The organism is Candidatus Kapaibacterium thiocyanatum (assembly GCA_001899175.1).
Classification (GTDB): Bacteria; Bacteroidota; Ignavibacteria; order Kapaibacteriales; family Kapaibacteriaceae; genus Kapaibacterium; species Kapaibacterium thiocyanatum.
Map to the genome: position 1 here is coordinate 228,399 of MKVH01000013.1, position 22,170 is coordinate 250,568.

Below are 22,170 nucleotides of genomic sequence, written 5' to 3' on the forward strand. Positions count from 1 at the left end.
GCTATTGACCGACGATCTGCAGAACGTTCTGCTGTGCTGCATCGAGAGCTTGCTGGGGTGTGGCGTTACCGTAGAGGACTTCGACGACGGCATCTTCGATCACTGCCTGGATGTCGAGCCAACGCGGATGTACCGGCGTCATGCGCGCATGTTCCAACTGCCGCGCGAATGCCGCCTTGTCCGCGTCGGCCGTCAACGACGGATCACGGAAGAAAGCCTTGTCGGCCGGGAAGCCGGCTTCCGTCACCTTCGCGCAGAACTTGATCGCATTGGCGCCGTTCGTCATATACCTCACGAAGTCACGCGAAAGCTGCGTGTTGCCGGTTTTCGCACTGACGGCCAGGTATTCACCACCGGCGAAGGAAATGCCCGGGACGACCTGCCCGCCCTCGGACGTACCGGGCATGGCCAGCAGACGATACCGGAGGGACGGATTGGCCTTCAGCTTCTTGATGATCCAGGATCCCGACGGCCAGAGGGCAACCTTGCCCTGGACGAAGGAGGCGTCGATCTGACGTTGGGTTTCCACGAAGCCGGTACGGGCCAGGTCGGCGTAGAGCGTGAAGGCACGGACGTTCTGCGGGCTGTTGAGGACGGGACGGCCGGTGGCATCGAAGACGTCACCTCCGAGCGTCCACATGAAGGGCAGAATCTTCTTGTAGAGACGATTGGCATCGGCACCATTCGCTCCGAAACCGTATTGGCCGCGCTCCTGTACGGCACGTGCGGCAGCCAGAAGATCGTCGAGTGTCTGGATATCCTTCGTCCATCCTGCCTGCTTGAGCAGTCCGTCGTTCGCGAACATCACGCGCGTGTCGAGGGTCCAGGGATAGGCGAAACACCGGTTGTTCCATATACCCGGAGCGATACTGTAGGACACGAAGCCTCCGACACCCGCGCTGTCGCCCGGAAGCTGCATGAGGACGCCCGAGCTCGAGAACTGGGCCACCCAGTCCGATCCGAGTTCCACCACGTCCGGCGCCTGTCCGGAATTGAAGGCCGCCTGGAGTTTTGCCTTGCCGTCGTTCCAGGAAAGCTCCGTGAGTTCCACCGTACACTTGTTCTCGACCTCGAAGGCCTTCACGACTTCCTGAAGTGCCGCCTTCTGTCCCGGCTCGGACCAGAAATGCCAGAACCGGATGGTGCGGGATGTGGCAGGACGATCCGACTCACCGGAAGAGCAGGCGGAAAACGCCAGAACGGCCGATGAAAGAACGAGGACGGAAATACTTCGGAAGACAGTATTCATGCGGTTCATAGAGCTTTCGGAAATGTTGTTCGGACGAAATTACGACATAAGAGCTCGCCTCTCATTTGCCGTTGCGACTCAATGGTGGTATTTTTGAGCCCGTCCTTTACGATGTGCGTCCGCACATCATCGAATTCCACACAATCAAGCTCATTTGTACCTAATTCGGGGTCGCCGTGGCGAAAACGTCGAAGTATATATTTATTACGGGCGGAGTACTGTCATCGCTTGGCAAGGGGATTGCCTCCGCTTCCATCGGTCTGCTGTTGAAACAGCGGGGCCTTACCGTAACGGTTCAGAAGTTCGATCCGTACATCAATGTGGATCCGGGCACGATGAATCCGTATCAGCACGGTGAGGTATACGTCACCGACGACGGTGCGGAGACCGACCTCGACCTCGGCCACTACGAGCGCTTTCTCGACGTCAGCATGAGCCGGAACAACAACGCCACCGCCGGCCAGGTCTACTTCGACGTCATCCAGAAGGAACGCCGTGGCGAGTATCTCGGCAAGACGGTACAGGTGATTCCGCACATCACGGATGAGATCAAGGCACGGATGCGCGCCTTCGACGGAACGTTCGACGTCGTCATCATCGAAGTCGGCGGTACCGTGGGCGATATCGAGTCCCTCCCCTTCCTCGAGGCCGTACGTCAGCTCGGACTGGATCTGGGACGCAGCAACGTGCTCAACGTCCACCTGACCTACGTCCCCTACATCAAGAGTGCGGGCGAGCTCAAGACGAAGCCCACGCAGCACAGCGTGAAGACGCTCATGGAATTCGGAATCATGCCCGACATCCTGCTCTGCCGCGCCGAACAGAAGCTCGGAAAGGAAATCCGCGGCAAGATCGGCCTCTTCTGCAATGTCGAGGAACGGTCCGTCATCGAAGCCCTGGATGCCGAAACGATCTATGAAGTGCCGCAGATGTTCGCCAAGCGCGAGCTGGACGCCATCATCTGCGAAAAGCTCCACCTCAAGCCGTCGACGCTCGATCTCGATACCTGGACGCGGTTCTCGAACCGCATCAAGCACCCCAAACATCAGGTGAACATCGCCCTCGTGGGCAAGTACATCCGCTACGCCGATTCCTACAAGAGCATCCTCGAAGCCTTCATCCATGCCGGCGCCATCAACAACACGAAGGTCAACGTCCGCATGATCGACTCCGAAGAGATCACCGAGGACAACGTCGCGGAGTATCTGAAGGACATCAACGGAATCCTCGTCGCTCCGGGCTTCGGTTCGCGCGGCGTCGAAGGCAAGATGGCCGCCATCCGTTACGTGCGCGAGAACGACATCCCGTTCTTCGGGATCTGCCTCGGCATGCAGTGCGCCGTCATCGAGTTCGCACGGAACGTCTGCGGTATGGCGGACGCCAATTCGTCCGAGTTCAAGAAGGGCAAGCACAGCGTCATCGACCTCATGCCCGACCAGCGCCACGTCACCGACAAGGGCGGCACCATGCGCCTCGGTGCGTATGAATGCGTCCTCGACAAGAAGAAGAGCAAGGCGTACGCGGCATACAAGCAGGATCTTATCAGCGAGCGCCATCGTCATCGCTACGAATTCAACAACGACTTCCGTTCGGATCTCGAAGCCAAGGGACTTTCCATCACCGGACATTCGCCCGACGGCCGTCTGGTCGAGATCGTCGAACTGCCGAATCACCGCTGGTTCGTCGGTGTCCAGTTCCACCCGGAACTCAAGAGCCGTGCCGTCACCGGTCATCCCCTCTTCATTTCCTTCGTGAAGGCATCTCTCGACCATGCGCAAGACGAGGCATGAAGGCCCTCGAAATCATCATCGACGACCTCTATCCGTTTTCGCTGACGCACGACGTTGGTGAACTCCGGACGGGATTCTACACGCAACGTGAACGCATCGAACGAGGTGGACCATCGGTCCGCCTCGATTCGTTATGGACGGCACTGGCCTCGCTGGCCGAACATATCTCCATCGATGCCGGACTCATGAAGGCATCGGGCCTGCCCCTCATCCATCCCGACGCACGCATCGCGCCGAACGTCGTACTGGACGATACGAACGGCCCGATCATCATCGACGACGGAGCCGTTATCGAGCCCTTCGTCTATATCAAGGGACCGGTCACCATCGGCAGGAACTCGGTCATCCGCAGCATGGCGCGGATCTACGGTCCGACCGTCATCGGCCCGGTCTGCAGGATCGGCGGCGAAGTCCACGATACGATCTTCCTCGGCTATGCGAACAAGCAGCACGATGGCTTCGTAGGACACAGCGTCATCGGCGAGTGGTGCAACCTGGGGGCGAACACGACGACCAGCAATCTGAAGGTCAACTACGGCGAGGTCTCCGCGACGCTGCCCACGGGCACGGTGCGTACGGGAACGATGTTCCTCGGTACGCTGATGGGCGATCACACGAAGACCGCCATCGGCACCATGCTTTCCACCGGTACCGTCATCGGTGCATGCAGCTCCATCGTGACCGATGGCTTCCCTCCCCGCTTCGTTCCGTCCTTCACGTGGAAGGAGAACGAGACGATGGACGAGAACAAAGCCATAGAACTCGCCCGTACGGTCATGCAACGACGCGGCATGACGCTGTCTTCCGACATGGAACGGAGACTGCGGCTGATCGCCCACGAGCGTCGGAACGGCCGTATCCTATGAACGATTCCCTTCATGTCTGGATCACGGGGGCGAGCCGCGGTATCGGTGCGGCCATCGCCCAGGTTCTCGGTGAAACTCATCGCTGTACATTGAGTGGACGCAATGCGGAGTCCATCGATCAGGTCGCGATGATTCTGCCTGGCGATCACGCGGCTGCTGTCGTCTGCGACGTCGCGGACATGACCAGCGTCAGGAAGGCGCATACTGCAGCCGTCGAACGCTTCGGTCCCGTCGACGTTCTCGTCAACAACGCAGGGATCGGCATCTTCAAGCCGCTTCTCGATCTGTCCGATCAGGAATTCGAGGATACGATCGACATCAATCTCAAGGGCATCTTCAACTGTCTGCGTGTCGTGCTGCCGTCGATGAAGCACCGCAGGCAGGGAATGATCATCACGATGAATTCCATCGCCGCGGTCACGAATTATGCCGGATGTACCGTCTACGGTGCCAGCAAGGCCGGCGCCCTGGCGCTCACACGCAGCCTGCGCACGGAAGTGCGCGACTATGGCGTCAAGGTCGTGGACCTGCTCGTCGGCGCGACCTCCACGGACATCTGGGATGCGAAGGCCCGTGACGAATTCGCCGACCGCATGATGTCGGCCCTCGACGTCGCCCATCAGGTCGACGACATCGTACGAGGTTTTTCCAATCCCCGTACGCATATTGAAGAACTCGTACTGCGCCCCCAACGCGGGGATCTTTGACGCGCAGTCCGTTCCCTTTCACATCATCTATCCGGATTCGGAATGAACAGACTACGTCTGCTCGTCATCGTTCTATCGATGACGACGATCATCGCATACGCCCAGCCGACACGACAATTCGACAACAGTGATCCATCGGCCGAAGAAGTGTACATGCTCGAGCTGATCAACCGGGCCCGCATGGACCCGGCGGCAGAAGGCGTACGTCTCATGGATACGGACGACTCCACCGTGCAGGCCGTATACCGACGCCTGGGCATCGACAAGGAGGCGACGAGGAAGGCGTTCGCAACCTATCCGAAACGGCCTCCACTGGCATTCACCGCCTTGCTGTCCGTCCTCGCCCGCTCCCAGACAAGCGATATGGTCAACAACGGCTACATCGGCCACGTCAACTCGCGAGGTGAGAATCTCGAGGAGCGTTACCGGCATGTCCTGTACAAACCATCGGGTTCGTACGGCGAGAATGTCGCCACGTATGCGGGAGGCGCCTGGTATGGGCACTGCCGGTTGAACGTCGACTGGAGTCCCACCGATCAACAGCCTCTGAGTCGTCGTCTCAACATCATGAATTTCTCCGGTGGCAGCCACAACGAAATAGGGATCGGCATCCGTCATCTCAAGCCGGAGGACCAGATATCCGATACCGTCGGCCCCGTCGTGCTCACACAGAACTTCGGTAGCAGCGAGACGACATACCTTACCGGTGTAGCATATCAGGACCTCAATCACAACGGGTTCTACGATATGGGAGAGGACATGCGGGGTGCAAGGATCACGCCGGATCGTGGCGACTACTTCGTGATCACCACCAGTTCGGGTGGCTACACACTTCCCTACGCCGGCACGGGAAGCATGGTGATCACAGCGAGCACGCAGTATTCAGGGACGATAACGACGACGGTGGAGCTCCCTGGCACCGAGAACGTGAAGGTCGACTTCGTCTTCCCGTCCGAACCACCACCACAAGTCACGCTGCAGCTTCCGTTGCATCGTTCCATGAACGTGGAACAGCATGGTACATCCTTCGTATGGAATTCCGCAGGACCGGCCAGCACCTATACGATTCAGGTGGCGACGGCGGAGGACTTCCATCTCGGCAGTGCGATATGGTCCGAAACGACGACCGACACCACGATGATGCTCGCCCTTCCCTCCTGTCAACGATCCTATTTCTGGCGCGTCAAGGCGAGGAACGGAGTCGGTACGAGCCCCTGGTCCACGGTCTATGCACTCACGACGGGAGGCACCGTCCCGTCTGCCCCGACATTGCGCTCACCTGCGAGCGACGTGGTGGTCGATCACGATGCCTATCTCCATTTCGAATGGGATATGGTACCCGGGGCCAGCGCCCATCATTTCCGCATCTCCCGTAATGCGGGTCTGACGAATCCCGTCGTCGACGATTCCGCGATGCACGGTACGACCTTCGATGCTCCCGCGATGCCTCTTTCGGATCAGCCCTTCTTCTGGGGCGTACGTGCATACGACGATACCTGTGGCTGGGGTGAATGGGCCACACGGGCTATGACTCCGACGGTAACGTCGATCGACAACGATATCACGTCCGGACCGAACGGCCTCGCAGTAGTTCCCAATCCCGTGACACCCATGTCGATGCTCGTCATGAACGTCCCGGCCGGAGGCATGGCGACGTTACATCTGGTCGATGCCAACGGCAGCACCATCGCCACACGTCGACTATCGCTCGATGGGGGCCGTACGACCCTGCCGCTATCGTCGCTTGTCGATACGGATGTCGCGCAGGGCATCTATGGTATCGTACTGTCGTGCGAAGCGTACGTCCGGTATGTGAACGTGGCCATCATCCGCTGATTGTCAGCCACACCCATACCGGTCGTCCCGCCGGTCGGCCTTCCATGGGTGCTGTTCCGCTCCCCCTACGCATATTGGAGGCTTCGTACCGTGTCCCGGAGCGGGGAGCTCCAGGACACGGTCGGTACCGATTCACATTGTTTTCCGGATTTTGGAGAGTGGAGGATGAATACACTGCAACTGTTCGTTCTGACGGCGTTGGTCGTGCCCGCAACGATGCAGGCACAACCCGGACAGGCTTATAGCCATGGCGATCCGACGGCCGAAGAACAGTACATGCTGGAACTGATCAATCGTGCACGCAGGGACCCCGTGGCCGAGGGTGCTCGTCTTATGGATACGGACGATGCGGCCGTCCAGATGGCCTATCAGTACTTCCATATCGACAAGGCACAGACGAAGCAGGCCTTCACGACATACCCCGAGCGTCCTCCCCTGGCCTTCCATCCGGCCCTGATCGATGCCGCGCGTGGTCATACGGCGGACATGATCGCCCACAATTTCCAGGGACACAACAGTTCGAACGGCGACGATCTCACGAAGCGCTATCAGAACGTCGGCTATCAATCCCAGGGTATGTATGGCGAGAACGTTTCTGCCTATTCCGAAAGCGTGTGGTATGGGCATTGCGGACTGAACGTGGACTGGGGCGAGGCTAATCAGCAAGAACTTGGCCATCGCGTCAACCTCATGAACTTCTCCAACTACGTCTTCACGGAAATCGGCATCGGCATCACGCATACGAACGGTGGCTTGCAGTCAGGCACCGTGGGACCGATCGTGATCACGCAGGACTTCGGCATGAGGTCGACGATCTATGTCACGGGCGTCGTCTACAAGGACGATAACAACAACGGCTTCTACGATATCGGCGAAGGCCTCGCCGGTGTGAAGATCATGCCGAGCAGCGGCACCTACTATGCCGTCAGCTCGACGTCCGGCGGCTATGCCATCCCCTACACCGGTTCGGGATCCATGACCTTCACGGCAAGCGGAGGAGCGCTGGCAGGTACGATGACGATGACGGCATCGTTGCCCGGTCAGGAGAACGTCAAGCTCGACTTCGTCGCGTCGACGCAGCTTCCGACCGCCGTCGCTCTCCGTCTTCCCGCCAACAATGCGACGAACGTGACGCCTTCCTCGACGCCCTTCACATGGGGTTCGACGGGATCGGGCAGCACGTATACGATCGAGATCGCCACGGCGCAGAACTTCGCCGCCGCTACCGTGATCACGTCGCAGACGACGAGCGATACGACCTTCAGCTACTCCCTGCCTGGATGCCAGAAGCGTTTCTTCTGGCGCGTCCGTGCCGCCAACAGCGCAGGCAATGGTCCCTGGTCCACGGTCTTCGCCCTCACGACGGGCGGCAGCGCTCCAGGACTTCCCGTCCTCGTCTCACCTGTCGGTGCGGTAACGGTCGATCATGACGCCGACGTCCACTTCTCGTGGAATCTCGTACCCGCTTCGGGTACCTACCACATCCGTATCTCGCGCAATGCAGATTTGACGAGTCCCCTCGTCGACGATTCGACGATCCAGGCAACCACGTTCGACGTCGCAGCAGCGACGATCGCCGACAAGCCGTTCTACTGGGGCGTCAGGGCGCATGGAGAGCCCTGTGGCTGGGGACAATGGACGATCAAATCCGTGACGCCGACGGTCACGTCGGTGGATGAAGAAACGGTATCGGGACCGGGCCTCGTTATCTTCCCGAATCCCGTCACCGCCACATCGACGCTCGTCATGAACGTCCCTGCCGGTGGAATGGCGATACTGCGTCTGGTCGACGCCGGTGGAAGTGTCGTCGCTACCCGGCGCATAGCAGTCGATGCGGGCCGTACGGCGGTACCGCTGTCGATGCTCGTCGATGCGAACGTAGCCCAGGGTATCTATGGTATCGTGCTGTCGTGCGATACGTACGTCCAGCGCGTGAACGTCGCCATCGTGCGATAGGACGACGCGATCTATACCAGCGTGAAATAGTCATGTCCGTTGTCGGTGTGTATATGCAACACACCGGCACGGACAAGTTTTACGAGGGTTTGCGATGCACGGCGTTTGGAGATGTTGACGAGCCGTGCGAAATCCATGACCGAAGCCTTGCCGTAGCGTTCGAGGAACGTGAACAGACGTCGTTCGCGATCGCCGATGGTGATCGTCATCGGTGCTGCGTACGGGCTCTGTCCGGCCAGGATACGAGCCATTTCCTTGCTCGCAGTGACGGAATTTTCACCCTGCCGGATATAGGCCTTGCGCTCGTGCGGCCGCTCCGCGGGATCGTCACTGATCAACCGGTGTGGCTTATGTTCCGAATTCGGAATGTGGACGACGATGACGTCCTTGTACTCGATCTCCACCACTTCGATGTCCAGTTCGAGCGGCGGCACGATGGCGTGGCTGGCGGTGAGGACCTGGTCGGCTTCCTCCTTCTCGCTCACCACGCCGATGATGGAGCCGTCGTCATCGACGCCGACGATCAGATAGCCCCCGGCAGTATTGGCGAGGGCTATGATCTCCCGGGCGATCTTCTCGGAGGTGGTGAACTTCCGTTTGAATTCAACGGTCGACGACTCACCTCCGGCAATGATCTCGCGCAGCTCATGCCGTCTCATTGTACGGGCGCGTATTTCCAACTGGACTTCGGCACCCACCATTGCGTGGGATTGTAGCCAGGGCGGATGAAGGTGAACTGCACGTTCTGCAGTCTGCGATTGTAGACGGCAGGAAAGAGGGGCATCCAGAGGAACGTATAGGGTTGTTCGTCGACGACGATGCGCTGGAACTCGTGCATGTATTCCTTGCGCTTCGTTTCGTCGAACTCTATACGATTGAGTTCCATCAGTTCGTCCGCACGCTTGTTGCGGAAGCCAACGTAGTTGGATCCCTTGTTGTCGGCCTGCGACGAATGCCACAGTTGATACGGGTCGCTCGGAATGGGATCGTTCACCCACGAACCGATGTAGGCATCGAACTTCCGCGTACGGAGATTCTCGAGGAAGACCGCCCATTCGAGCTTCTGGATGGAGACCTTGATACCGACCTTCTTGCATTCGTCGGTGACGATGAGGGCGATCTGTTCGCGCGCTTCGTTACCGGAGTTGAGCAGGAAGGAGAAGGCCAGATCCGTGCGGCGTCCGTCGATCATCTTGTCCAGGTACCCGTCGTTGTCGCTGTCTCCCCATCCCGCTTCCGCGAGAAGAGCCTTGGCCTTGGCCGGATTGTAGTCGACGGCCTGGATGGAATTGTCGTATTCCTTGCTCTGGGGATAGATCGGCGAGTTGATCGGTTTGGCGATACCACGCAGGATCTGCTTCATGAGGGCATCGCGATCGACGAGATGCGACAGGGCCCGGCGTACACGCTTGTCGCTGAGCGTCGGGCGTGCCGTATTCCATCCGATGTAGGTGTAGGCCTGGCTTTCGTAGGTGCGCTTTGCGAGATGCGGCGTGCGATTCGTATCAACTTCCTCTTCGAACTTGATTGGCGGAACGTACTCCATGAAGTCGAGCTCACCGTTCTTCAGCGCCGTCACAGCAGCGGAACGGTCCGGCACGACGCGATAGATGAGCTTCTCGGCATAGGCCGGGTTGACTTTCGAATCCTTGTTCCAGTACTTGTCGTTGCGGCGCAGCGTGATGTTCTCGTGCGTCTTCCATTCTTCGAAGACGTACGGACCCGAACCGACGTTCATCGCGGGATCGAGCTTGATCTCCGGCTTGCCGAACCAGTGTCCGAAGTCCTTCATGGCGGTGTTCTTTTCCGCCAGGGCAAGATCGTTGGTCTCGGCGAAGGTGTACTTGTCCGTCAGGTTCTGCGGATCCATCTTGTGCTTGGCCAGGATGTACATGGCACCAAGATGGAATTCGGCGAGGAAGTACGGGCGCGACATCGTGACGATGATCGTCCGATCGTCGGGCGACGTCACGTCCTTCACGTCTTCGTAATAGTTGCGGTTCGGCGCGGCGTCGATGACGAAGGGATTCTTCATCGCCTTGAAGGAGAAGATGACGTCCTTGCCCGTCAGCGGCTTGCCATCGCTGAAGGTGATGCCTTCGCGCAGCTTGAATGTATAGGTCAGGTGATCGTCGGAGATCGTCGGACGTGCTTCGACGAGCGTAGGTGTGAGTTCCAGCGTGGTGAAGTCCTGATCGAGCAGTTTCTCGTAGACCCTGTCGGCGATCGCGCGTCCCGATGCATCGTTGATGACGATGGGATTGATGCCTTCCGCATCGGACAGTTCGTGGATGATGAGCCATTCGCCCTTGACGGGCGTACCGGCGTCACCTGCGGCAGCTCCCCCTTCGGGGTCGCCGCACGAGGCCAGCATGACGGAACAGGCGATGGCCGAGAGCAGCACACCGCTGCCATGCCGCCGCGATGGGTCGAGAAACGTACGTATCTGCTGGAACAACGACATCATGTCATCCTTTATGGTTGGTTGTCTGTATTCGTATCCTCTATCGCGAACGTCATTCGTCGTCGCTCTGGAAGTAGGCGACGTGACGTTGCTCGAACGAGCCCGGATTGGCCTGTCTGCGCTTGATCTCCTGCTGAAGTCTCTCCGAGAATACCTTGCTCGCATTGTATCCGTAGGTGCGGAGCAGATAGTTGAGGGCGATGGTTTCCGAAATGACGGTCACGTTCTTGCCCGGAAAGATCGGCAGTTTCACTGTCCCTATCTCCACACCGAGGAGATCGACCGTCGCCTCGTCCAGTCCCGTTCGATTGTATTCGCGCGTCGGCTCGTATTCCTCGAGCTCGACGATGATTTCGAGACGCTTCTGGAACCGTATGGCGCGGACGCCGAACATCTTCCGTACGTCGATGACGCCCAGTCCCCTGATCTCCATGAAATGCTTGACGAGCGTCGTACCCGTCCCCATCAGGATGCTCTCGCGCTTCTTCGTCAGCACGACGATGTCGTCCGACACCAGCCTGTGGCCGCGTTCGACGAGGTCGAGAGCGATCTCCGACTTGCCGATGCCGCTGCGTCCCGTGAAGAGCATGCCCACGCCGTAGACGTCGACGAAGGATCCGTGCATGCTGATCTGGGCCGAGAACTGGTCGTCCAGATACTCGCTCAGCAGATAGCTCGACTTCGTCGTGTCATGCGTGGTGGAAAGCAACGCGACCCCGTTCTCGCGCGCGAGCGCGACGAGATCGGGGTCGAGAATGTGTCCGTTCGCCAGTACGATACAGGGAACGTTGAATGCGCAGATGTTCTGGAAGGCCGCTGCCCGTTCCTCGTCCGACAGACTCTTCAGATAGTAGAACTCCGTGTTCCCGAACAACTGGACACGATAGTGCGTGAAGAACTCCGTGTAGCCGGCGAGCGCGAGCTGCGGCCGGTGGAGGCTCTTGTCGGTAATCAGGTTGTCGAGACCGATCTCACCGGTCAGAACGGTAAGCTTGACCGGACAATTCAGCAGTTCACGTACGGTAATGGCTTCCTTGACGTACGGAACCACGGTCTTCGCAAAGGGCATGCGGATGTACCAGTGATATTGGGAGGGTCATTCGCGAATGGTTTCCCGCGGCGCTTCCATGCGCGTCTTCAGCTTGCGGAGCTGGCGTACGACCTTTTCTGCGGCATCGTGGATAGCCTTGGTGAACTCGCCCGTCGTTTCCCGTGCCACGATGGTATGGCCATCCACCCGTACCGTGTATTCGCATGACTTGTGCGTGTTCTCATCGAGGATCGCATCGATCCTGATGATGTTGTCATGGAACTTCTCGAAGTGAAGGGCGGCATCGACGGCAGCCTTGTGCTCGTCATCCGTAAGCTTGCAGTGCCGTGCCGTTACGTGGATATCCATGGCGAAACCTTCCCGATGTTGTGGAACATTGCAAGGCTTACCCGAAGGTACACCTTTTTGCCGTTCAAAGTCAAGCGCGCTATCGCAGGAAGATGCTCACTCCCCCGTGGATGCCGATGCCTCCGGCCTGGAACCGGTACGATCGTGCGGCAGCCTGCGACAGTGCGGGAACGTATTGGGAAAACTGCTGAAACATGTCGGCTGAAAAAGGAAGAACCGAGTATGACACTTCGAAATACAAGGCAGCACCAATCCTGGTTGTAGAGCGTTTGTCCCAGCCGAGCGATACACCTGCTCGGACGAGGAAGGCGGGCGTGTAGTGTGTCTCATCGTAACGGACACCGGAGGGACGACTACCGCCCTGCGGTGTATTCGCCACGCTTTCTTCCCACGTCATGCCCACGGCACCCATTCCGACACCGGCACCGACGTAGCCGGTGAACTGGCGCTGGATCGGAAAATAATCGGCGGTGAGGAATATGGGAATGACGTTCATCACGACGGCCTGCGTGAGCGTCTGTGCGGGGCCTACGGCCGAATCGCGGAACCGGGGGTCGTAGGTATAGGTTTCGCGCACCGTGGCGCGATAGTAGGACCCCGTGACGCCGATGGCCAGATCGCCAAGCTGGAAGCTGGAGATACCGAAGGTGAGGCCGATAGGTACGTCGAAAGTCGATGCCCCGCCGCCCAGCAACGACTGATAGTCCTTGAAGAAGTCCGTCGAATGCAGCCCCATCATCCATACGACGTCGCCGTAGATGCGTACCGGGCGCCCCTTGCGCTTGGCCACGGTATCGGGCGTCATCGCATGACACGACGCACCGGCGATGAGGATGACGAGGACGAAGAGGACCCGCTTACAGAATCCGCTTGCCCATCGAGGAGGTAACGACATCGGATGCGAACTCGGCCGTGTTGTTGCGTTGATCGAGAATAGGATTCACTTCCGCGACCTCGAGCGAGGCATAGGCGTCGACCTGGCTGATCATCTCCATGAAGAGATGGGTTTCGCGATACGTCAGCCCACCGGGAACGGGCGTACCCACACCGGGTGCGAAACTCGGATCCACACCATCGACATCGAAGGAAATGTGGAGGTGATCCACACTGCGTGCCATGTCCTCGAGTACGCGCGAAGCGATTTCATACATTCCGAGCTTGTCCACATCGAACATGGTATAGGCGGCGACGCCGAGCTCCTTGATCAGCTCGCGTTCACCGGGATCGATGGAGCGCAGGCCGACGATCGCGAGGTTTCTCGGATCGAGCTTCGGGAAGTCGCCCGCGATCGACGTCAGGGTCGGATGTCCGTGTCCCATGGCGATAGCCAGGGGCATTCCGTGGATATTGCCGCTGGGCGTGGTCGCTGCCGTGTTCATGTCGGCATGGGCATCGATCCATATCACACCGAGCGTCTTGCCGTGCTGCTTGCAGTGAGCGCCGATACCGGCGAGCGAGCCGACACTCATGGAATGGTCACCACCGAGAATCAGGGGGAAGTCCCCTTCGTCGAGCACCGTCTTCACACGTGCGGCGAGGACGTGACTCATCTCGGCGATTTCCGGCAGGTACTTCAGGCGTGAGTCCGCCATCTCCTGCACTTCGATGTTACGGATCGGAATATCGCCTTCATCGATCACCGTATAGCCGAGCGACTCGAGCTTCCTGTCCACGTCGGCGATACGCAGGGCCGACGGCCCCATATCGACGCCGCGCCTGTCGGCACCGAGGTCGATGGGAAAGCCGATGATACGGACACGTGTGGGCTTATGCATGTACCCCTCCCATGAGGTGGTTCAGCACGGTGGATAGCGTACCCTTGAGTTCCTTGCGTTCCACGACGAGATCGACGAAGCCGTGTTCGAGCAGGAATTCGGAGCGCTGGAATCCTTCGGGAAGTTTCTTGCGGATGGTCTGTTCGATGACGCGTGGTCCTGCGAAGCCGATGAGGGCCTTGGGTTCGGCGATGATGACGTCGCCGAGCATCGCATAGGAAGCACTTACGCCACCGGTCGTGGGATCGCTGAGAATGGAGATGTAGGGCAGACGCGCTTCGGCCAGCTCGCCGAGAAAGGCACTGGTCTTGGCCATTTGCATCAGCGAAAGTGCGGCCTCCTGCATGCGGGCGCCGCCCGAAGCGCTGATGAAGATGAAGGGCATCCTGTTCTCGAGGGCCCGTCTGCCGGCACGTACGAACTTCTCGCCGACGACGCTTCCCATCGAACCGCCGATGAAGCCGAAGTTCATGCAGCCGAAGGCGATGGGGCGGCCATGCAGCGTTCCCGTACCCGTCGTGACGGCGTCGGGAAGATCGGTGCGGCTATAGGCTTCCTTGAGGCGGGCCTTGTAAGGCCTGGTATCGACGAAGTCCAGGGGATCGGCCGATCTGATGTTCCGGTCCGTTTCCTTCCATGAATCCTTGTCGATCAGTACGTCGATGTACTTGTTGCTGCCGATACGGAAATGGTGATTGCAGGTAGGACACGTAAAGGCGTTCTCTTCGAGTTCCTTGCGATAGATGATGGTCGAACAGCTCGGACATTTCGTCCACAGTCCGTCAGGCATCTCCCGCTGTGTCGTCTCGGATATGTTTTTGTTCTTGCGTAAAAACCAGGCCATGATTCATCCTTCCATGCGACGTCATTCGATCACGAGTATCATCGTTCCGCGATCGCTCGGTCGAGTTGTTCTACGAAGATAACCACCTGCGGGCACGTCCGGCACTATCGATTCACCCTTTTCATCGGCCGTGGTGGTCGTAACGATATGTCCGCCGAGGCCATACCAGTGGATGACGCACGGGCCGTCGTCGTCCTTCAGAGCGTCTCCCCTGCGCACGATCATCGTACGCACGTGACGCCCTTCCATGATGTCCCGCGCAGGGACGGAAACGGACGGTTCATCGATGGGAAGGTTCCTGAACGTGAGCGCGCCCATGCCACGCGCGTTGAGGATCCACGGCCCTTCGTAGATCGTCGTCCCGTCCGTGTAGTATGTGTCGGGTACGTAGGTGATGGACGTTGCCTGCACACCTTCCTTCAGTCTCACGAAGACGTTACTGCCTTCCGTGTACACGTTGTCGACGGCAGCGGTACGCCCGTCGATCAGGAAGGCCTGTTCCAGACCGCGATACGTCCCCGCACCATCCGTCAGCGGTTCGAAGGTCAATGCCCCCCTGCTGTCGAAGGCCAGACGTATCGTCCGGCGGCTTCCGTCGGTCCACCGGACGTTGCGCACGACGGGCGACGCGATATCCACCGTATCCTCGGCACCGAATCGCAGGGCAGCGTACTGTCTGTAGAGTTGCTCCCCAAGTTCCAGATAGCCAGCCTGGGCGTAGTGACATCCGTCATGGCCCGGCAATCCACCCGCGGCAACGACGGATACGTCGGGATAGGTCCGGGCGAACCGGCGCTGCATATCGCGCAACAGCGAATGTTCCGTACCGCCGCACCCCGTGTGGATCTGCACGACCCATATACGACGGAGTGCAGGCAGATCGCGCTTCCATGCCGCATAGAGCCGGGCAAAGAGCGTATCGTATCCCGGTCCGGAGTTCGATTCGCCCTGATACCAGAAGAGGTGCTTCACGTGCGGACGCATGCCGCTCTTCTCGAGGCGATACAGCCAGGAACCGTAGATGGTATTGACGTTGTACCTGTCGGCCTCGTAAGGCAGATGCTGTTCGATCGTGGTTCCCCCAACTCCGCCGTTGACGACGCATGTGGCCATGGAGTTCACGCGAGCGATGCGGTTCTGGAGATACAATCCCCAGGCGCCGACGCTGGCTCCCCCTCCGCTCGTGAAGCCGTTCGAGATCTTCCACGTCGTATCGCCGCGCGTCGTCTGGAAATTCGATCCGAAGGTGCGGGCCGTGGCATGAGGGGCGAGAGGCGAGAATCCCCAGATGGAATTCGATTGACCATCGATGGCGATGACGTCGCCGCAGACCATGCTGTCGGCGTGCAAGACTGGGCGCGTTCCGGCGGGTCCCGATACCGTGACGTCGACGGAATAGAGATCGAGTCCTGCCTCGATACGTACCGCCCGATCGAACGTGTCACCCGCAGTGCCCGAAAGGACGGTGTCGAATCGCCCCACGACGATGGAATCGTTCGCCCTCCATTCGATCGTGAGCCGGTCGTAGCCATCGCGCACGACCGTACCTCCTACCCTGCACGACGCATTGCCGTCGTCGGACGCCGGATAGCATCGATACATCGAGGGGGCGTCGTCGAAGACGATGATCGGCGGCTCGGGTGACGGCGTTCTTGGAATACCGTACTTTGTATGGAGGTACGTATCGACCGCGTCGATCTCGTTATCGGACAGGATGCGATCGAAGAGAACGACTTCGCCGATGGCGCCATCGAAGCAGTAGTTGTCGGCCGCAGCGAAGGCACCGATATAGATCGTCGGGTCCGTGTTGACTGGCACGGTATCCCGTGTGCCTCGCTCGTTGTTCACGTCGATGGTCGCCCTGCTTCCCTTCGCCTCGTATCTCACGCGCACGATGCCGACTCCGTTCGCGAGCGAGACCTCGCTGACGGCCTGACGATAGAAGTCGCCGTGAAGGAGACGTGGATATGCCGTGCCACCGAGCCACAGTGCGTGTGTGTTGCCGCTGACGATGTTGTTGGCGCCCGAACCGTCCACGACGCGTATCACCGCATAGAGCGTATAGTCCGCATCCACGGGATAGACGGCTGGTGCGGTCAGGAACGTCGTCGTACCGTCGAACATCAATGCAGCACGGCCATTCAGGCCGGCAGCATCATATGACGGTCGTCTGTTTCCCTCAGCTCGTGCGTCGAGTCCGGCCGTACCGAGATTATCCCATCGGGAAACGAGGCCGGAGTCGGAGACAGTGACGAGGGTGTCGGCACGCAGCCACAGGACGGGCTCGAAGGACGAGACCTGTCCCTGCACGCTCACGAGCGCACAGAGCATCGACAACAGTATGGCGGCGGAACGGACCATGGGGAATCTCCCCGATGATGATCACTTCGAGATGTTGAGGACTTCGTACTGGATCACACCCGCAGGGACCTTCGTCTCCACGATGTCTCCAATGACGCGGCCCAGAAGGGCCTTGCCGAGCGGGCTGGTGACGGACAGCTTGTTCTGCTCGAAGTCGGCTTCCTCGTTGCTGACGAGCAGGTATTCTATTTCCCTGTTCGTCTTCTTGTTCAGCAGTTTCACGCGGGACAGGATATAGATCTTGTCATCCGGAAAGTCCTTCGGATCGATCACCTGTGCACGCGACAATGACGTTTCGATCTTCGAGATACGGATCTCGAGGAGCTCCTGTTCGTGCTTCGCTGCGTCGTAGTCGGCATTCTCGGACAAATCACCATGCGAGCGTGCGTCTGCGATCTTCTGTGCGATTTCGCGACGTCCCTTCGTCTTGAGTTCATGAACTTCCTGCTGCATCGCTTCCAGGCGCTCACGCGTTATGTAGACGGCTTCAGCCATGACGTATCTCCTTGAAAAAAAAACAAAGCCGCCCAAGGCGACGGCTTTGTTCAGTGCTGTGTGCAATTTACACGGGCCTGCAGCGAAAGTCAACCTTTCGCTTTCCCCATCAGAGATGGCGAAGGATGTGTCCCATCTTGTCGCGCTTCGTCTGAAGATATTGCTGATTTTCCGTCGTAGCCGGTATTTCCAACGGGATAAGCTCGACCACTTCAAGTCCGTAGGATTGCAGGCCGACCCTTTTCTTCGGGTTGTTCGTCATCAGACGCATCTTCCGTACGCCCAGATCGAAGAGTATCTGGGCCCCGATGCCGTAGTCGCGCGGATCGGGCTGGAAGCCGAGCTGGAGATTGGCCTCGACGGTATCGAGCCCCTGTTCCTGCAGGGCATAGGCCTTGATCTTGTTCACGAGGCCGATGCCACGTCCTTCCTGACGCATATAAAGAACGACACCTGAGCCCTCCTCCTCGATCTTGCGCAGTGCAGCATGGAGTTGAGGTCCGCAGTCGCAGCGTCTCGAGCCGAGCAGGTCTCCCGTAAGGCATTCGCTGTGGACACGGACGAGGACAGGACTTTCGGAGTCGATCGCTCCCTTGACGATCGCGACGTGCTCTTCGCCGTCGATCGTGTTCTCGTAGACGCGGAGCGTGAAGTCACCGTATTCGCTCGGCAACTTGGCTTCGGCCACGAGGCGTACGATCTGCTCCTTGCGGCGGCGATATGCGATCAGGTCCTGCACGCTGATGATCTTCAGTCCATGTTGCTGTGCGAACACGACGAGATCGGGCATGCGCGCCATGGTACCGTCCGCTTTCAGGACTTCGCACAGAACTCCGCAGGGCTTCAGCCCGGCGAGTTTCGCAAGATCGACGACGGCTTCCGTGTGACCGGCACGTCGAAGGACACCGCCTTCCATCGCGATGAGCGGGAACGTATGTCCCGGACGCCCGAGATCGGCAGGCTTCGTATCGTCCGCCACCATGGCCTGGACCGTTGCGTTCCGGTCATAGGTCGAAATGCCCGATGCCGTTCCATGCACGTAATCCACCGAGACCGTAAAACGCGTGCCGTGCAGGGCCGTGTTGTCGTTCACCATCAGGGGCAGCTCGAGCTGCTGTGCCCGCTCTTCCGTGATCGACACGCAGATCAAACCACGGCCTTCCGTAGCCATGAAATTGATGATCTCTTCCGTGCACAATTCTGCCGCACAGATAAGATCTCCTTCATTTTCGCGGTCTTCATCGTCGACCACGATCACGCATTTACCGGCCCGGATGTCGGCAAGTGCCTCATCGATCGTATTCATCGGTTTCGTTCTCGCTACCGTTTCTCGTTACTTGGATTCGACCGCTGCGATGGCCGCCTTGTCGAAGCGGACGCGCGTGTTGTCGGCGATCTGCACGACGATGATGGCGTCCTCGACATCCGTTACCGTGCCGTGGATACCCGAACTCGTGACGACCTTGTCGCCCTTCTTCACGGCATCGAGCATCTTGCGCATTTCCTTCTGACGCTTCTGCTGCGGACGGATCATGAAGAAGTAGAAGACAACGATCACACCACCGAACATCAGGAGCGTGGTCATGAGCTGCGTCGTGGGATCGGGAGCACCCTGGCCAGCGGCAGGAGCAGGAGCGAACAAGAAGAGAGACAACATATACAAGTCCTTGAAAATAGAGATTGTTACTGCCGAGACTGATTCAACTGTTCAATGGTAGCCAGAGCCCAGGGACGAAATGTGCCTTCCAGAATTTTCCGGCGGGCCATCTTCGTCAACCACAGGTAGAGGGCCAGGTTCTGCATCGTGGCGATCATCAGGCCGAGGATTTCACCGGCCTGGAACAGATGACGAAGATACGCCAGAGAGACGTTGTGACCGACATACGTGTCCAGACCGTCGTCGAGCGCTTCGTCCGCCACCTTGTACCGTGCGTTCTTGATGTTGAGCTTACCCTTCGTCGTATAGATCGTCCCGTTCCGGGCATTCCGCGTCGGCATCACGCAGTCGAACATATCCACACCGAGATCGATGGCACGGAGGATGTTCTCGGGCGTACCGACGCCCATGAGGTACCGCGGCTTCGATGCGGGCATGACGGCCGTCGATGTTTCGATCATCGAATACATGCTGTCGGCCGGTTCACCCACGGCAAGACCGCCGATCGCATAACCGTCGAAGTCCATTCCGACGAGATGTTCCATACAGGCCATACGGAGATCCGGATACGTACTTCCCTGTCCGATGGCGAACTGGAACTGCCTGTGGCCGTAGAGGAAGGGATTTGCGCGATGATGGGTCATCGACCGTTCGGCCCAGCGCATCGTCAGTTCCATCGACGTCCTGGCCTCCGTATACGTCGCCGGGTGCGGAGTGCATTCGTCCAGTACCATGAAGATGTCACTGCCGATCGCCCGCTGTGCGTCGACGACGGATTCCGGCGTGAACAGGTGCTTCGATCCGTCCAGGTGGGAACGGAACTCGACGCCCTTCTCGCTCATCTTCCGGAGTTCGCGCAGGGAAAAGACCTGGAATCCGCCACTGTCCGTCAGGATGGGACGCTCCCAGTTGGCGAACCTGTGCAACCCGCCCATCGTCCGCAGCGTTTCCGTTCCCGGACGCAGGTAGAGGTGGTAGGTGTTGCCGAGAATGATCTTCGAGTCGAGTTCGACGAGCGAGCGATGATCGATGGCCTTCACGGCTCCCTGCGTACCCACGGGCATGAAGATCGGTGTGGGAATGCTCCCATGGTCGGTTTCGATCGTACCCGCGCGGGCCCGGCCATCGGCGTCGACATGATCGAGAGTAAAGAATGGACGTTCGTGCATCCTGCAAAGATACGGGCAATGAAGACCCCGTGAATTCGTCGACGGCCCCGTACTTTCGAAGCTCACATCGGCATTCGATATCAATACATCATCTGAACAGGAGAACGCTCATGGCAGTACTCGTCGGAAAACACGCACCCAACTTCACGGCCCAGGCAGTCGTCAACGGCGAGGAAATCGTCGATAACTTCTCGCTCGACCAGTACATCGGCAAGAAGTACGTCGTCCTGTTCTTCTATCCGAAGGACTTCACCTTCGTCTGCCCTACCGAGCTCCATGCATTCCAGGATCGACTGGCCGATTTCGAAAAGCGGAACGTGGCCGTCATCGCCTGCTCCACGGATACGGAGCAGTCGCACTGGGGCTGGCTCCAGGTCAGCAAGGACAAGGGTGGTATCCAGGGTGTGACGTACCCCATCGTCGCCGATACCAACAAGACCATCGCCCATAACTACGACGTTCTGGCCGGTCAGTACGAATACGACGACAACAACGAACTCTCGGCATCGGGTGAACTCATCGCCTATCGCGGACTGTTCCTCATCGATCTGAATGGCGTGGTCCAGCATCAGGTCGTCAACCACTTCCCCCTCGGCCGTAGTGTGGACGAGGCACTCCGCATGGTGGATGCCCTCCAGTTCTTCGAAGCCAAGGGTGAGGTTTGCCCCGCCAACTGGAAGGCCGGCGAAGCAGGTCTGAAGGACACGCACGATGGCGTGGCCGACTACCTTGCAAAGCACACCAAGGCCAATAATCTGCAACCAGTTGCCTGATTCATTGAATCTAACGAACCAGGCCCTTTCTCCGTCAGGAGGAAGGGCCTGTTCTATATTCCGGTGGTCGGGCCGTCCTATCGATGACACTGGAATCAGGGTGAGATACTCGACCTGACTCTTTTCGTATACTCACGGATACTCGTCATCACGTCATTGCCGGATTCCTTCATGTGCTGAACGACCCACAGGGCCGCAAGTACGTGTGTGAGCTGTTCGCCTTCGTCCGAACCATCGACGGGGATGGCGAGGGCTTTACCCTCGAGAAGATCGGCCTCGGCTTGCTGAAGTTGATGATTGTCAAAGCCTTCCACGAGTGACCGGATAGCGGCGATGTTCATTGCTGGAGCCTTTCCAGCATTGCGACGACACTTTCTTCCTTGGCCGTAGCCCCACCTTCGACAAGCTGCCCGTCCTTGAACGTCGCGAAGAACGGAAGATTATCCACACCGGCGATCCGACGTGCCTCAGGGTTCGTTTCGGCGTTGACGTCGAGGAAGGTGATGTCCTGGAAACGCTCGTCCTCGCTCAGACGGCGATACTTCGGCGAGAAAAGTTTGCAGGACCCGCACCAGTCCGCGAAGTATTTGATGATGACCTTGCTGTTGTCGTGCAATTCCTTGTCGAGTTCCTGATCCGTAACCACTTGCACTGCCATATCATTAACACCTTTCGTTAGAGTACATTCCCAAGCATGGAAGAAGAACCGGTATCGACGGATGACGGGGTCGATTCGCGTCCAGGTTCTAATTATCGGGGCCGTCGTTCGTCGTTGCCCGGTATGCGCAAATATCGTTCCCGCGGAGCGTATTTTGCATGTTCCAATAAA

The 22,170-nt window shown here is 58.8% G+C and carries 21 protein-coding genes; 6 read left to right on the top strand and 15 right to left on the bottom strand.

The window, feature by feature from the left end; all coding sequences use genetic code 11:
* Nucleotide 1: 1 nt before the first annotated feature.
* A complete protein-coding gene (locus BGO89_02850) occupies nucleotides 2–1,258 on the bottom strand; it encodes a hypothetical protein (GenBank protein ID OJX59370.1) in 1,257 nt (418 codons plus the stop codon).
* Nucleotides 1,259–1,425: 167 nt separating this feature from the next.
* Here BGO89_02850 and BGO89_02855 point away from each other — a divergent pair, with 167 nt between their 5' ends.
* From BGO89_02855 to BGO89_02875, 5 genes are all read left to right on the top strand, one after another.
* Nucleotides 1,426–3,039 (top strand): CTP synthase, encoded by a 1,614-nt coding sequence (locus BGO89_02855; GenBank protein OJX59371.1) that lies wholly within the window; start codon nucleotides 1,426–1,428, stop codon nucleotides 3,037–3,039.
* Complete coding sequence (locus tag BGO89_02860; GenBank protein OJX59372.1) at nucleotides 3,036–3,905, top strand: hypothetical protein; 870 nt, start codon at nucleotides 3,036–3,038, stop codon at nucleotides 3,903–3,905. The genes BGO89_02855 and BGO89_02860 overlap by 4 nt, the downstream gene beginning before the upstream one ends.
* Entirely contained in the window at nucleotides 3,902–4,612 is a 711-nt protein-coding gene (locus tag BGO89_02865) for a hypothetical protein (GenBank protein OJX59373.1), read from the top strand. Before BGO89_02860 ends, BGO89_02865 begins: the two co-directional genes overlap by 4 nt.
* 42 nt (nucleotides 4,613–4,654) lie before the next feature.
* On the top strand, nucleotides 4,655–6,448 hold the full coding sequence (locus BGO89_02870) for a hypothetical protein (GenBank protein OJX59374.1): 1,794 nt from the start codon (nucleotides 4,655–4,657) through the stop codon (nucleotides 6,446–6,448).
* A gap of 165 nt (nucleotides 6,449–6,613) precedes the next feature.
* Nucleotides 6,614–8,404, top strand: a complete 1,791-nt coding sequence (locus tag BGO89_02875; protein ID OJX59375.1) for a hypothetical protein — start codon at nucleotides 6,614–6,616, stop codon at nucleotides 8,402–8,404.
* 11 nt (nucleotides 8,405–8,415) lie between these two features.
* On the opposite strand, the gene BGO89_02880 is transcribed toward BGO89_02875, so the two are convergent.
* The 12 genes from BGO89_02880 to BGO89_02935 form a co-directional block, all read right to left on the bottom strand.
* Nucleotides 8,416–9,063, bottom strand: a complete 648-nt coding sequence (locus tag BGO89_02880; protein OJX59432.1) for a hypothetical protein — start codon at nucleotides 9,061–9,063, stop codon at nucleotides 8,416–8,418.
* A complete protein-coding gene (locus BGO89_02885) occupies nucleotides 9,060–10,871 on the bottom strand; it encodes a hypothetical protein (protein OJX59376.1) in 1,812 nt (603 codons plus the stop codon). Before BGO89_02885 ends, BGO89_02880 begins: the two co-directional genes overlap by 4 nt.
* Before the next feature lie 49 nt (nucleotides 10,872–10,920).
* Nucleotides 10,921–11,937 (bottom strand): HPr(Ser) kinase/phosphatase, encoded by a 1,017-nt coding sequence (locus BGO89_02890; GenBank protein OJX59377.1) that lies wholly within the window; start codon nucleotides 11,935–11,937, stop codon nucleotides 10,921–10,923.
* 27 nt (nucleotides 11,938–11,964) lie between these two features.
* Nucleotides 11,965–12,267 carry a ribosomal subunit interface protein gene (locus BGO89_02895; protein ID OJX59378.1) on the bottom strand — a complete coding sequence of 101 codons (303 nt, stop codon included), beginning with the start codon at nucleotides 12,265–12,267 and terminating at the stop codon, nucleotides 11,965–11,967.
* A gap of 79 nt (nucleotides 12,268–12,346) precedes the next feature.
* Complete coding sequence (locus tag BGO89_02900) at nucleotides 12,347–13,162, bottom strand: hypothetical protein (protein OJX59379.1); 816 nt, start codon at nucleotides 13,160–13,162, stop codon at nucleotides 12,347–12,349.
* Nucleotides 13,125–14,042 (bottom strand): arginase, encoded by a 918-nt coding sequence (locus BGO89_02905; GenBank protein ID OJX59380.1) that lies wholly within the window; start codon nucleotides 14,040–14,042, stop codon nucleotides 13,125–13,127. The genes BGO89_02900 and BGO89_02905 overlap by 38 nt, the downstream gene beginning before the upstream one ends.
* On the bottom strand, nucleotides 14,035–14,886 hold the full coding sequence (locus BGO89_02910) for an acetyl-CoA carboxylase subunit beta (GenBank protein ID OJX59381.1): 852 nt from the start codon (nucleotides 14,884–14,886) through the stop codon (nucleotides 14,035–14,037). The genes BGO89_02905 and BGO89_02910 overlap by 8 nt, the downstream gene beginning before the upstream one ends.
* A 21-nt stretch (nucleotides 14,887–14,907) precedes the next feature.
* On the bottom strand, nucleotides 14,908–17,247 hold the full coding sequence (locus tag BGO89_02915) for a hypothetical protein (GenBank protein ID OJX59382.1): 2,340 nt from the start codon (nucleotides 17,245–17,247) through the stop codon (nucleotides 14,908–14,910).
* Nucleotides 17,248–17,268: 21 nt separating this feature from the next.
* Nucleotides 17,269–17,742, bottom strand: a complete 474-nt coding sequence (locus BGO89_02920) for a transcription elongation factor GreA (GenBank protein OJX59383.1) — start codon at nucleotides 17,740–17,742, stop codon at nucleotides 17,269–17,271.
* 109 nt (nucleotides 17,743–17,851) lie between these two features.
* Nucleotides 17,852–19,048, bottom strand: a complete 1,197-nt coding sequence (locus BGO89_02925) for a bifunctional 3,4-dihydroxy-2-butanone 4-phosphate synthase/GTP cyclohydrolase II (protein ID OJX59384.1) — start codon at nucleotides 19,046–19,048, stop codon at nucleotides 17,852–17,854.
* 27 nt (nucleotides 19,049–19,075) lie between these two features.
* Nucleotides 19,076–19,399 carry a preprotein translocase subunit YajC gene (locus tag BGO89_02930; protein ID OJX59385.1) on the bottom strand — a complete coding sequence of 108 codons (324 nt, stop codon included), beginning with the start codon at nucleotides 19,397–19,399 and terminating at the stop codon, nucleotides 19,076–19,078.
* Nucleotides 19,400–19,425: 26 nt separating this feature from the next.
* The gene (locus BGO89_02935) at nucleotides 19,426–20,568 is read right to left on the bottom strand and encodes a tRNA guanosine(34) transglycosylase Tgt (GenBank protein OJX59386.1); all 1,143 of its coding nucleotides are present in this window, start codon (nucleotides 20,566–20,568) and stop codon (nucleotides 19,426–19,428) included.
* 110 nt (nucleotides 20,569–20,678) lie between these two features.
* Here BGO89_02935 and BGO89_02940 point away from each other — a divergent pair, with 110 nt between their 5' ends.
* Nucleotides 20,679–21,341 (top strand): alkyl hydroperoxide reductase, encoded by a 663-nt coding sequence (locus BGO89_02940; GenBank protein ID OJX59387.1) that lies wholly within the window; start codon nucleotides 20,679–20,681, stop codon nucleotides 21,339–21,341.
* Nucleotides 21,342–21,436: 95 nt separating this feature from the next.
* On the opposite strand, the gene BGO89_02945 is transcribed toward BGO89_02940, so the two are convergent.
* Nucleotides 21,437–21,682 carry a hypothetical protein gene (locus BGO89_02945; protein ID OJX59388.1) on the bottom strand — a complete coding sequence of 82 codons (246 nt, stop codon included), beginning with the start codon at nucleotides 21,680–21,682 and terminating at the stop codon, nucleotides 21,437–21,439.
* Nucleotides 21,679–21,999 carry a thiol reductase thioredoxin gene (locus tag BGO89_02950; GenBank protein OJX59389.1) on the bottom strand — a complete coding sequence of 107 codons (321 nt, stop codon included), beginning with the start codon at nucleotides 21,997–21,999 and terminating at the stop codon, nucleotides 21,679–21,681. Before BGO89_02950 ends, BGO89_02945 begins: the two co-directional genes overlap by 4 nt.
* Nucleotides 22,000–22,170: the final 171 nt, after the last annotated feature.